The 13,063-nt window shown below is 46.4% G+C and carries 10 protein-coding genes; 7 read left to right on the top strand and 3 right to left on the bottom strand.

Annotation, left to right across the window (positions count from 1 at the left end; translation table 11 throughout):
- Positions 1–116: 116 nt before the first annotated feature.
- Both DXA74_RS05945 and DXA74_RS05940 read right to left on the bottom strand, forming a co-directional pair.
- Positions 117–1,334 carry an imelysin family protein gene (locus DXA74_RS05945; protein ID WP_118525859.1) on the bottom strand — a complete coding sequence of 406 codons (1,218 nt, stop codon included), beginning with the start codon at positions 1,332–1,334 and terminating at the stop codon, positions 117–119.
- Between the two features lie 29 nt (positions 1,335–1,363).
- The gene (locus tag DXA74_RS05940) at positions 1,364–2,671 is read right to left on the bottom strand and encodes a hypothetical protein (protein ID WP_118525858.1); all 1,308 of its coding nucleotides are present in this window, start codon (positions 2,669–2,671) and stop codon (positions 1,364–1,366) included.
- A gap of 245 nt (positions 2,672–2,916) precedes the next feature.
- On the opposite strand from DXA74_RS05940, the gene DXA74_RS05935 reads away from it, so the two are divergent.
- Positions 2,917–3,870, top strand: a complete 954-nt coding sequence (locus tag DXA74_RS05935) for a LuxR C-terminal-related transcriptional regulator (protein ID WP_158576023.1) — start codon at positions 2,917–2,919, stop codon at positions 3,868–3,870.
- A 72-nt stretch (positions 3,871–3,942) separates the two neighbouring features.
- Here the strand turns inward: DXA74_RS05935 and DXA74_RS05930 are convergent, their stop codons facing one another.
- On the bottom strand, positions 3,943–5,094 hold the full coding sequence (locus tag DXA74_RS05930) for an OmpA family protein (protein ID WP_233550467.1): 1,152 nt from the start codon (positions 5,092–5,094) through the stop codon (positions 3,943–3,945).
- A gap of 193 nt (positions 5,095–5,287) precedes the next feature.
- On the opposite strand from DXA74_RS05930, the gene DXA74_RS05925 reads away from it, so the two are divergent.
- The 6 genes from DXA74_RS05925 (at position 5,288) to DXA74_RS05900 (ending at position 13,038) form a co-directional block, all read left to right on the top strand.
- Positions 5,288–6,436, top strand: a complete 1,149-nt coding sequence (locus DXA74_RS05925; RefSeq protein ID WP_118525855.1) for an N-acetyltransferase — start codon at positions 5,288–5,290, stop codon at positions 6,434–6,436.
- A gap of 11 nt (positions 6,437–6,447) precedes the next feature.
- A complete protein-coding gene (locus DXA74_RS05920; RefSeq protein WP_118525854.1) occupies positions 6,448–8,472 on the top strand; it encodes a DNA topoisomerase IV subunit B in 2,025 nt (674 codons plus the stop codon).
- Positions 8,469–8,927, top strand: a complete 459-nt coding sequence (coaD, locus tag DXA74_RS05915; RefSeq protein ID WP_118525853.1) for a pantetheine-phosphate adenylyltransferase — start codon at positions 8,469–8,471, stop codon at positions 8,925–8,927. The genes DXA74_RS05920 and coaD overlap by 4 nt, the downstream gene beginning before the upstream one ends.
- An 8-nt stretch (positions 8,928–8,935) precedes the next feature.
- Entirely contained in the window at positions 8,936–10,525 is a 1,590-nt protein-coding gene (locus DXA74_RS05910) for a S41 family peptidase (RefSeq protein ID WP_118525852.1), read from the top strand.
- A gap of 291 nt (positions 10,526–10,816) precedes the next feature.
- Positions 10,817–12,106, top strand: coding sequence for a DUF3575 domain-containing protein (locus DXA74_RS05905; RefSeq protein ID WP_118525851.1), 1,290 nt, complete (start codon positions 10,817–10,819; stop codon positions 12,104–12,106).
- A complete protein-coding gene (locus tag DXA74_RS05900) occupies positions 12,103–13,038 on the top strand; it encodes a DUF5119 domain-containing protein (RefSeq protein WP_118525850.1) in 936 nt (311 codons plus the stop codon). The genes DXA74_RS05905 and DXA74_RS05900 overlap by 4 nt, the downstream gene beginning before the upstream one ends.
- Positions 13,039–13,063: the final 25 nt, after the last annotated feature.

Raw genomic sequence — 13,063 nt, 5'->3', positions numbered from 1 at the left:
ACACCGAAAAAGCAATGCACAAGAAACGAAATCCGGCATGGATTCCGTTTCTTGTGATTCCCCCAACAGAATGATTCTTTTCGGAAAAAATATCCTGATGCTTCATGTTTTTTGTTTTACTGTATCGTTACCATTCCGTCTTTGATGAATGTTTTCACCAGGCGCGGATTACCGTTCTCAAAGAGCAGAAGCTCCAGTGTGTGGAAGCCCAAAGTGTTGGCACCCATAGACGAACCGTCCTCATTGGCCCAGTCAAAGTTACCGCGCAGGATGGACTTGATGTTCAGCTGACTCAAAGGCCATGAATCGAGATGCGGGTCAAACTGCTGGTCGGCCACCGGACCGAAGAGGAAAGCCTCGCTGCGCTCCCAAGGAATACGGGTCTGCTTCCACTGCTGGCAGGCTGCATCCAGATTTTCCTGAGTCGGATTCTGTGTATATTTGCTTACCGCCTCAACCAATTTTCCGGCTTCATTCTTCAGGTTCGTATAAGTCGGAATCACGGTACGGTCCACATAATTGGTTACTACCTGGTCGGCAACGGTTTCACTGATGGCCTCTACTGCACCGTTCAGCTGCTCCAGACTCTGAGCCAATGTGCCGATAGTGGTGATGGCTTGTTCCACCTGCGGGCTCTTGATATTGTTATTGGCATAAGCCAACACCGCATCACGGAAACAACCCTGTTCCTTTGCCGCCTTCAAAGCCTGATGCGAAGCTTCGATATCGCTCTTCACCTGCTCAGCCAAAGTAGCGTTCACGGCCTTCACTGCCGCATACAGACTGGTTGCCTCGTCACGGTTATCCTCCGGACCTCCCAGATAAGCGTTCTCGATGGATTCGATGTTGTCATCATAGTCTGTATATGAATTGAAACTGTACCACGATTCCACACCGTAAACATTCTTCTCATTATAAGGAGCCGCTATCTTCTGTTCCGATACTTCAGTGGCGATATCCACACTGGCCGCAATAATGGTCTGCAAACAGACTTTCGCATTCGGATAGGTGCTGCCGGCCTGATGTTTCTTGAACAAGTTGCCGTAACCGTCGGCCAGCATGGCCGGAATCTCCAGTTCTTCTACACGGCCTGCTTCGTCGGCCGGAAGATTGTTGGTACCCTTCCACAAGGCATAGATGCTGAACGCGTCACGCTCCAATACTTCCGACACCACGCGAGTATAACCCGAATAGTTACTCCAGGTGGCTTCGATAGTCTGGTTTCCGGCACCGCCTCCGCCATTTCCGTTTCCTGAATTCTCACTACAAGATGACATTCCCAATGTGGCACCGCCAACGACCGATGCCAACAACAAATTCTTTAATGTTCTCATTTTTTATTTGATTGATTTGATTATTCTGTTTATTTGCTCCAGAACCATCCGGCATAGGCTATACCGATCTGGAAAGTGTTCTCCGGATTGAAGTTTCCATGGTCAATAATCCGGTGATTATAATCGGCCTTCAGCACCAAACCGGGTGCGGGACTGTAATTGATTCCTGCTGAAATCAGTCCCACATTCAGACGTTTGTCCGACACGACGGTACCGGTCTGCTCATTAGCCATCGTATTGTATTTCTCATATTTGACATAAGGTGTCAGCATCGTGCGGTTGCGGAAATGACGTCCTACGTTATATCCAACTTCCGCATGCCAGGTATAGGCATTCTTGGCCACCGGCGTTCCGGGGTATCCTGTGTACTTGTTCGGACGAAGCTTGTTAATTTCCGTAGCATCGCCCACATAACCATAAAGCACATTAGCCCGTGCCGTAACACCATATCCCTTATATTCGGCATCGGCCGAACCGATCAACACCGTACCTTTAAAGTTTGTCGTGGTCGAAGGATTCGTAGCATTACCGTTGATACGGGGTGCATAATATCCCGAAGCACCGATACGCAATCCCTTCACGCCCCGGTAATCCAAACGAAGCACATAAGCGGGATTCTTCATCTGCGTTTTTTCAAAACGGCTTTGCATGCCCGACTGTATCCAATTCTCTGAACTGAATCCGTAAGGGTCCAGACCGCTCACAATCATTGCCTGATAACCCAATCCTTTAAACTCACCTAAAACAGCCAGACCGGTTTCGTGCCAGGTGCAGGGGATAATCGTACTTTCTCCCTCGGGACGTGCGGCTCCGAAGAAATTGATCGGCTCATGATGCGTATTTGTCAAGCCTACCGGAACCACCATATGACCGGCACGGATAGAAAATGCTTTATTAAATACCTTTGTTATATGAAACTGCTCCAAAGCAACTTCACCGCCTTTCTCAAATTCGTACTCATATTCGGTATTCTCTCCATACTCCACTTCTACACCCGCTCCGGTACCACCATATTCAAACTCTATCTCCGCTCCCAGAATCCACGAAGGCGAGAACTTGTAATCCAAAGCCAAAACAAAGCGAGGCACGGAAATCTCTCCACGACGGTCAGCCGGAGAACCGCTGCCATTACCGCCAAAACGATACGGACCGTAATCAAAATTCTGATAAAGCATCTCACCATATCCGCCGACACGAAACTTTCTGTACCCGTCCATATCCTCGGCAACTCCCTTTTTCTGCTCCTCCGATTTATCAGTTGTTTCTTCTGTCACAGCACCAACCTGAGAAACTCCCAAACAAAAAGACAACAGAATCAAACTAGCTTTCTTTTTCATTTTCCAAGTTTTTTATTGCGCTGCAAAGGTATGACACCTGTTAAATTTAACCAATACACAAAAAAGATGAAAAATTAAACAGGAGTGATGACCATCTTTACAAGGAAAGTATCGGGATTTACCTAATGTTTAGTTAAAAATACCCAGTCGTGGCGATTGACCGGAATTGATAAAATCCAGTCCTTTGCATTCGCAAAATTATCAACCTTATAAAAATGAAAAAGGAATACAAAGAGAGTGATCGCATGGAAGATATTATATGCAGTGATCATCACATGCTTCAAGTAATCAACAGTTTCGGCTTTACTCTCGGATTCGGCGACCAGACTGTTCAGGAAGCTTGCTTCAGCCAAAAAATTGATCAGACCACATTTCTTTCGGTAATCAACTTCATTCATCATCCTCAAAATGAAAAGAAGCCTGAGAACTCTTTTCCTCAAAACATATCACCATGCACCTTGAAAAACTATGTACAAAGGTCGCACGATTATTTTCTTCATTATCGTCTGCCGGCCACACGCCGTCGCCTGATTGAAGCCATAGACTGTTCCGGTGAAGACAAAGTACCTTACCTGTTTCTAAAGTTCTTTGATTTATTTACGGCAGAGGTAGAGCAACATGCTTTATATGAAAATACCTATATTCATCCTTACGTAAATCATCTGATACAAGGAGTTCATCCTACACAAGATTACAACATCAGTTTCTTAATGAAAAAACAAAAAGAACATCACCATTTGATACGAAAAAAAATATCCGATCTGACACACGTAATCGTGAAATATTATAAGAACCAAAAGAAAAACCGGTTAATGAATGATGTGCTTTATGAGCTTTTTGTCATGGAAGAGGATTTCAGATGTCATAGCATGATAGAAGAACAAATATTCACAGCCAGCATTCAAGCATTGGAAGAAAAAGCCAACCAACCTCGTTCTTTGAAAAACATCTCCAACACCAGTCATTCAAAGAAATCCCAAGACACGCTCAATCTGTTAAGTAAAAGAGAAAAGGAAATAATCTGTCTGGTCACAAAAGGACTTCCCAACCGGCAAATAGCCGAATTACTGAATATATCCATCAACACTGTATTGACCCATCGCAGACATATCAATAAGAAACTGGAAATACACTCATCCTCAGAATTGACAATACACGCCATCCTCAACGGACTTGTGTCCATAAACGATATCAAATGATAGCCGAACCGGAAAAAGAAAAGGGAAGCCTTCGAAACAGGCCTCCCTTCAATTGGAATTAAGAAACAATAATTATTTCACTCTATAACGTGTCTCCTCAATGCGGAACTTCTTGGTTACCACCTTTTCCTTCTTGGTTCCCTCACCGGTAACAACCGTTATTGTTACACGGTTCTTGTCATTCTCAGCAAACGGCTGAACGGAGTCTCCCTTTGATTCTGCGGTAATGATGTTCTTATCTACACCAGCCTTTACCAAAGCATCCACTACGTTCTTGGTACGTTCCTCAGAATACTTCATATTAATGGTTGGATTACCTGTTCCCTTATCCGCATAACTGGTCACTGAAATCTTACAGTTCTTATGGTTCTTCACGAACTCGACAATTTCATTGATCTTGGCCTGCGGCTTAGGTTCTGACAAACTGATGTTATAATAAATCTGACTTTCGAGCTTATCCTGCACCGGAACATTCTTGTAAGTCACGTCATCATACCATACCGTGTCCTTACGGGTTTCCCAAACTTCCTCGACAACCGGAGCAGGCTGTGCCTTCTTATCCTTATAAGCAAACTTAAAGGCCAAGCCTAATGAAGCGGTAAGCTGCCAGTCATTACGCGAACTCATTTTAGAATTGAACTTATCGGACAAGCTATTCGCCATAACCTCCAGATTCAATCCTACATGCTTTGCAAGATTTACATCCAACTGCATACCAACACGAGCATTGTGAGACAAAAGATTGTCATCCCAAGCCTGTGAATAATGAGTCTTTCCCGCACTATTCAAGGCCAGCATGTCATCATTATCCCATGCATAGTTCAAACCGACACCTCCGAATAAAAGTACATTAAAAAGATGGTCGTGCTTTTTGGAGAACAGGTTGGTCAAATTCAGAATTACGTCTATATCCGTTGTCACATACTTATAATCATAAGTCTCGTTGATGGCTCTGACTCCTCCTTTAGCCTGATATCCGCTTACATGCAAGCGAGTTCCGACCACGGGGTTAAAGTAGCCTCCCAAAGATGCTCCATACAACGGAGTAATCAACTTAGAGGGTTTATAATCTGTGAATGTAATCTGGCCTCCGCCATGTAACCCGAAGAACATGTGAGGATAAGATTTATAATTCTTCTCTGTCGTTGTGCCTTGTGCCCAAGCAGCCTGTCCGCAGCCCAGCATCAGCGCAGCCGCCATACATAAAAATCTAAACTTTGTCATAATCTATTATTTTAAAACCTTCTAAGTATAACAAATATAAAATATTAATATCTGATTAGCAAATATTTTCTTTTTTTTCTAGTGAAAATAAGTTTTTTACCGGCTTTTTGGTCTTTTTCAGAGGCATTCAGTTACCCTTTAGATAAAAAAAACTATCTTTGCCAATTAATCATTAATAAAGATATAAACAGCTATGTCCGAAGTCATTATTAAAAAAATAACCAACCGGAAAGAGCTAAAAGCTTTTATTCGATTTAATTACGAACTCTATAAAGGAAATGCCTTTGCCGTACCTGATTTCTATGAAGATACGCTTGACACGTTCAATCCCAAGAAGAACGCAGCCTTTGATTTTTGTGATGTAGACTACTTTCTGGCCTACAAGGACAACAAGATTGTAGGGCGCGTGGCTGCCATCATCAACAAGAAAGCCAATGCCACCTGGAACGTACAGGACGCACGCTTCGGTTGGATTGATTTCATAGATGACCCGGAAGTTTCAAAAGCATTGTTGAATGCTGTGGAACAATGGGGCAAAGAGCATCATATGACCCGAGTAGTAGGCCCGCTCGGCTTTACGGACATGGACCCGGAAGGAATGCTCACCGACGGTTATGACCAGTTGAGCACAATGGCTACCATCTACAACTATCCGTATTATCCCAAACACATGGAACTTCATGGCTATGAGAAGGAAGTGGACTGGGTAGAACGCAAGGTACGCGTACCGGATTCTGAACACGAAGCACGCTCCGCAAAATATTTCCGCGTAGCCGAAATCAGTGCCAGCCGCTATAACCTGCATGTCCGCAAATTCAAAAGCGTGAAAGAGGTGCGCGAAGGCGGATACGGATACAAAATATTTGATGTGGTCAACAAGGCATACGCACCGCTGTATGGTTTTTCGGAAATGAACAAACGGCAGATTGACCAGTATGTAAACATTTATTTGCCTTTGGTAGACCTTCGGCTGGTTACGGTAATCGAAACCGAAGACAACCAACCTATCGCCATCGGTATCGGTATGCCGTCACTGTCTACGGCCTTGCAGAAAGCACATTCCCGCCTGTTTCCATTCGGATGGGTGCATCTGGCAAAAGCTCTTTACGTGAAGCGTTCGGACATTGTAGACCTGCTCCTGGTAGCCGTGCTTCCGGAATATCAGAACAAGGGCGTGAACGCCATGCTTTTTGCCGACCTTATTCCAATCGTACAGAAGATGGGATTCAAGTTTGGCGAGACGCATCCTCAGCTTGAAACCAACGACAAGAGTCAGGGACAATGGGCTTATCTGGATGCCGAAATTCACAAGAAAAGACGCTGCTATCAGAAAAAAATCTAACCCCCTGATTCATGGAAGAAATAAACGAAGAAAAGGAAGCCTTGACTCCAGAGGCTCCCGTGGCTTATACCGACGACAACATCCGCCACTTGTCCGATATGGAACATGTGCGTACCCGCCCGGGTATGTATATCGGAAAGCTGGGCGACGGATCACAGTCTGAGGATGGAATCTATGTGCTTTTGAAGGAAGTCATCGACAACAGTATCGACGAATTCAAGATGAATGCCGGAAAGCGCATCGAGGTTACTCTGGAAGAGAACCTTCGCGTCAGCGTGCGCGACTACGGTCGCGGTATTCCTCAGGGAAAACTGATTGAAGCGGTGAGTGTATTGAACACCGGAGGAAAATACGACTCTAAAGCCTTTAAGAAAAGTGTGGGTCTGAACGGAGTCGGCATTAAGGCAGTAAACGCACTGAGCACTCACTTCGAAGTGCACAGCTATCGAGAGGGCACCGTACGAAAGGCGGTGTTCGAAAAGGGTGTGCTCATCAGCGACACGACCGAAGATACAGAAGACGAAACCGGAACCTACATTTACTTTGAGCCGGACAACGGATTGTTCAAACACTATCAGTTCCGCCATGAATTTGTAGAAAACATGCTGCGCAACTATACGTACCTGAACACCGGACTGACCATTATGTTCAACGGACGGAGAATACACTCACGCAACGGACTGGTGGACCTGCTGAACGACAACATGACCAACGACGGACTGTATCCCATTGTGCATCTGAAGGGCGAGGACATCGAAATTGCCTTTACACACACCAACCAGTATGGTGAGGAATACTACTCATTTGTCAACGGACAGCACACCACACAAGGTGGTACCCACCAGAGTGCCTTCAAGAAGCATATCGCCGAAACCATCAAGGAGTTTTCGGGCAAGAATTTCGACTTCGGGGATATCCGAAACGGACTGGTAGGAGCCATTTCCATCAATATCGAGGAACCGCTTTTTGAGAGTCAGACCAAAATCAAGTTGGGATCACTGACTACCATTCCCGACGGCGGCATCAGCATCGACAAGTTTATCGGTGATTTTGTCAAGGAACAGGTGGACAATTATCTGCACCGCAATCCGGACATTGCCGAAGTGATTATCCAAAAGATTTCCGAGAACGAGAAGGAAAGAAAAGCCATGGCCGGTGTGGCTAAACTGGCCCGGGAGCGCTCCAAAAAGGCCAATCTGCATAACCGCAAACTGCGCGACTGCCGCATTCACTTGAATGACCAGAAAACCTCGAAGAAGGACGAGGACATGGAGAATGATCCGCGTCTGGAAAGTTCCATTTTCATTACCGAGGGAGACTCGGCTTCGGGTTCCATTACCAAAAGCCGCAACGTAACGACACAGGCTGTATTCAGCCTGCGCGGTAAACCGTTGAACAGTTACGGACTAACCAAGAAAGTGGTTTATGAGAACGAAGAGTTCAATCTGCTTCAGGCTGCCCTCAACATTGAGGACGGGCTCGACGGTCTGCGATATAATAAGGTGATAGTAGCCACGGATGCCGATGTGGACGGCATGCACATCCGTCTGCTGATGATTACCTTCTTCCTGCAATTTTTCCCCGATCTGATCAAAAAAGGGCATGTATATATCCTGCAGACCCCACTGTTCCGTGTGCGTAACAAAAAGAGCAAGTTGGGCAAAAACAAGCTCCGTGAGATTGATGAATATATAGCCGGACTGGAAAAGAACAAGGGCGTGGTGCTTTCCAACCGTTCGGATTTCATCACCCAATACTGCTATACAGAAGAAGAACGTCAGGCGGCGGTGGAGATACTCGGACCGGATCCGGAGATTACCCGATTCAAAGGACTGGGAGAAATCTCGCCCGACGAGTTCAAATATTTCATCGGTCCTGAGATGCGTCTGGAGCAGGTATCGCTTCAGAAAAGCGATCAGGTAAAGGAATTGTTGGAATACTACATGGGCAAAAACACCATGGAACGCCAGAATTTCATCATCAACAATCTGGTGGTCGAAGAAGACCCTACATTTGAAGAAACAGAACTAGAATGAGAACAGCAATTTTTCCCGGAAGTTTCGACCCCTATACCAAAGGACATGATTCCATAGCCCGCAGGGGGCTGCAACTTTTTGACCGCATCATCATCGGTGTGGGCATCAATGAAAAGAAGAAAGGCATCATGGCCGTGGAAAAGCGTATCCAAGCCCTGAAGAATCTGTATCGCAACGAGCCCCGCATTTCTGTGGAGGCATACAGCGACCTGACCGTGGATTTTGCCAAACGGAAGCAGGCGGATTTCATTCTGCGGGGCGTGCGCTCGCACAAGGATTTTGAATATGAACTGGCCATTGCCGATGTCAACAAACGGCTTTCGGGCATTGAAACCGTGATTCTTTTCACCGAGCCGGAACTGGCTTGTATCAGTTCTACCATTGTGCGCGAACTGATGCACTTCGGCCGCGACATCACCGAATTCCTGCCCGAAGGGTTTACCATAGAAGAATAAAGACCATTATGACAAAGAAAAGAAACATCTGTCTGTGCCTGCTTGCCGCATTATGCTGTCTGCCGGCATGGAGCCAACAAAAAAATACGGCCGCTGCCTATGAGGCTTCCATCAAAAAGCTTTATATGGCGCATCTGGCCATCAGCAGCCTGTATGTAGACAGCGTGAACACCGACAAACTGACAGAGGATGCCATCGTGGGCATGCTCAAGGAGCTTGATCCGCATTCGGCCTACTCGAACGCCAAAGACACCAAGGCCATGAACGAACCGCTGCAAGGCAATTTCGAGGGTATCGGCGTGCAGTACAACATGCTTGAAGATACTTTGTTCGTGATACAGCCCGTAAGCAAAGGCCCCTCTGAAAAAGCCGGTATCCTGGCCGGAGACCGGATTATCTCCGTAAACGACACTGCCATTGCCGGCGTGAAAATGAGCCGCGAGGAAATCATGCGCCGCCTGAAAGGTCCGAAAGGTTCTATCGTGCGTCTGGGCGTCGTGCGCAACGGCATTGACGAGGTGCTGAAGTTTGATGTAAAACGCGACAAGATTCCGATGACTTCGGTAGATGCCGCCTATATGGTTACTCCGCAGACGGGTCTGATCCGGGTCAGCAGCTTCGGCGCAAAAACGCATGAAGAGCTGAAACAGGCGATGAACAAACTGAAAGAACAGGGAATGAAAAACCTGATTCTGGACCTGCAACAGAACGGTGGCGGCTATCTGGGCGCAGCAATCGACATTGCCAACGAGTTTCTGGACCAGAACGACCTGATTGTTTACACCAAAGGCCGCCGCACTCCTTATACGGAATACAAAGCCAAAGGAAACGGTGGTTTTAAAGATGGCAAAATAGCCGTGCTGGTGGACGAATATACCGCCTCGGCCGCAGAAATCGTTACCGGTGCCATTCAGGATCACGACCGCGGTATCGTCATCGGACGGCGCACGTTCGGAAAAGGACTGGTGCAGCGCCCGCTCGACCTGCCCGACGGCTCGCAACTGCGTCTCACCATTGCCCGTTATTACACTCCGGTGGGCCGTTGCATTCAGAAACCCTACGAAAACGGCAACCGCACTTCCTATAACATGGATGTGATTAACCGTTACAACCGCGGAGAACTGGTACATGCCGACAGCATCCATTTCCCGGACTCTCTGAAATATAAGACTCTGAAGAAAGGACGCATCGTTTACGGAGGAGGAGGCATTATGCCCGACTATTTCATTCCGCTGGATACAACAAAGTACACCAAGTACCACCGCGAACTGGTTGCCAAGGGTATCATCACCAACACAACCCTGAGATACAGCGACCGCAACCGCAAGAAAATCCTATCGACCTACAAGAGTTTTGACTCGTTCCTGAAAAACTATCAGGTGAGCGACGAAGAACTGGAAATTCTGAAAGAGGAGGCAGAAAAACGCTCCGTAAAACCAAAAGACGAAGAGGAGCGCAACAAGACATTGCCGCAGCTGAAACTTCAGCTGAAAGCTCTGCTTGCCCGTGACTTGTGGGACATGTCGGAGTACTTCGAGGTAATGAATCAGGAAAACGAAGCCGTGCAGAAAGCGGTAGAGCTGCTTGAAAAGAAATAAAAAGCGCCCCCGGAACGAATCAAAAAAATCATTTCGATAAAAATTTCAAATCATCAGGATGAAATCTCCAAATCATCCTGATGATTTTTTTTTCACTTCACCTATTTATATGCGTCAAGAAAAAAGAATAGGGCAAAACCGTTTTGTCAATCAATGTGGCCGAAAAGGAAACAGCGGTGAAGTAAATCTGATATACATTTGCAACCGCGAAAAGATAAAGTGGTTACTAAAATGTAATTAAAGCTGATTCAGGAATAAACAAAACAGAAAACGGCCCTAAACCATAACGTAATGAAAAAATTTATATTCATCATTGTTTTGGGATGTTTGGCATGGGGAAAATCAAAAGCTTATGAATCAGGCGAGAGGAACCGATACAGGGTATACTTCCCTACGGCAAGCATCATCCTCAACCCTGTCTTTAAGGAAAACAAGGTCACATTAGACTCCCTGGTCATCCATATCCAAAACAAGCAAAAAAACGCAAAACTGCGCCGCATCCGCATCACCTCGGGTGCTTCGCCCGAAGGGCGGACCAGTCACAACAAATGGTTGTCGCAAAATCGAGGTGAAAGTCTGCAGGCCTATCTGCAAGAAAAACTCGCTCTGCCGGATTCTTCTTTTACAATCGAATCCCGAGGACAGGATTGGGAAGAATTGACACAAATGGTGGAACTCTCGAATATGACCCACCGCAACGAAGCACTCCGCATTCTCCGCGAAACACCGGAATGGGTCGTACGCAACGGAGTGGTGCAGGACAGCAGAAAAAGACAGCTGATGCGCCTGAAAGGGGGAAGCGTATGGCAATACATGCTCCATAATTTCTTTCCGGAACTGCGCAACAGTTCTATCATTGACTGCGAATTTGACTCCATCCCTGTCGTCCGAAAAGATACTCTCATTCTGGAAAAGACCGACACCGTGGTCCTCCGCGACACTATAAGGATAACGGAAACAGTGCGGGACACCATCATCATAAAAACAGAACCTACGGTCGTTAAAGAAAGAAATTTCGGTATGGCCGTCAAATCGAATCTCTTGTACGATGCCTGTCTGATTCCCAATATCGGCGCCGAATTCTATTTAGGAAAAGGATGGTCGCTCAATGCCGACTGGATGTATTCCTGGTGGAAGAATGACAGACGACACCTGTACTGGCGCATCTACGGAGGCGACTTGGGCATCCGCAAGTATTTCGGCAAAAGCGCACAAACAAGAAAGTTTACCGGACATCATATCGGTATCTACGGACAAGTGCTGACCTATGATTTTGAATTGGGAGGACGCGGTTACATCGGAGGCATACCGGGCGGTAGCATCTTCGATAAGGCTCACTACGGCGGAGGACTGGAATATGGTTACTCAAAAGCCATCAGTCGGCGCCTCAATCTGGACTTCTCACTTGGAGTGGGTTATCTTGAAGGCGTATATTATGAATACCTCCCCATAGACGACCATTATGTGTGGCAAGCCACCAAGAAACAGCAGTGGATCGGTCCCACAAAAGCCGAAATCACGCTGGTATGGTTGCTGGGAAACACCAAAATCAACAGACGCACGAAAGGAGGAAAACAATGAAAAAGATATATCATGCCTTGATGCTGCTCATCGGGTGCCTGCTCGCCTCTTGCGAACATAAGGAATTGTGTTTCGATCATTCTCCGGCCATGGAAGTAGAAGTGGTCTTTGACTGGAAAAACTCTCCCGAGGCCCATCCGGAATCCATGCGACTGTATCTGTTTCCGAAGGAAGGAGGAGAACCCTTGCTTTATGAGTTTCCCAACAAAACAGGAGGAATCATCAAAGTACAACCTGGAGAATACAAAGCTCTCTGCTACAATTCCGATACGGAAACCATCGGATTCCGCAATATCGAAAGCATGGAAACATTCGAAGCCTATGCCCTCAAGGGAATTCTGGCTCTCGGAGGTTCTCTGGCTCCACGGGCCGAAGGCACGGAAAAAGAACGCATCGCCCTGCAACCGGAAATGCTTTACAGCGACCGAAATGCGGATATTATCATAAAATCCGATGTAGAAAAACAGCAGATTGTACTCTATCCGAAAAAGGCAATATGCCACTATGATGTGGAAATCAGAAACGCAACCAATCTAAGACATATCTCTATGGATGGAATAAGCGGATCGCTCTCTTCACTTGCCGGAGGATTTCATTTGGGAGAGAATCATCTGACCACCGAACTGGTCACCATGCCTTTTGAACTGAAAACAACCGGAAGCACGACTCTGAAGGGTGACTTCTATACCTTCGGCCAACATGCAAGCAATCCCCAACCCCACAAACTGGTTGTCTATGCGATCATGTCTGACGGTAATAAAAGATACTACACGTTTGATGTTACCGATCAGGTGGACAATGCTCCCGACCCCTATAATGTCCATATCATATTGGACAGACTTCCTCTGCCCCAGCCTATTCCGGGTGAAGGTGGATTCCAACCCACGGTTGACGAATGGGAAGAAACCGTACCTATAGACATTTCAATGTAGATTAGATGATTATATTGTTTTATTT

Origin of the sequence: Bacteroides sp. OF04-15BH (genome assembly GCF_003477995.1) — a bacterium.
Lineage (GTDB): Bacteria > Bacteroidota > Bacteroidia > Bacteroidales > Bacteroidaceae > Paraprevotella.
Note: the sequence above shows the minus strand (reverse complement) of the source record. Positions and strands in the feature narration are given on the sequence as shown.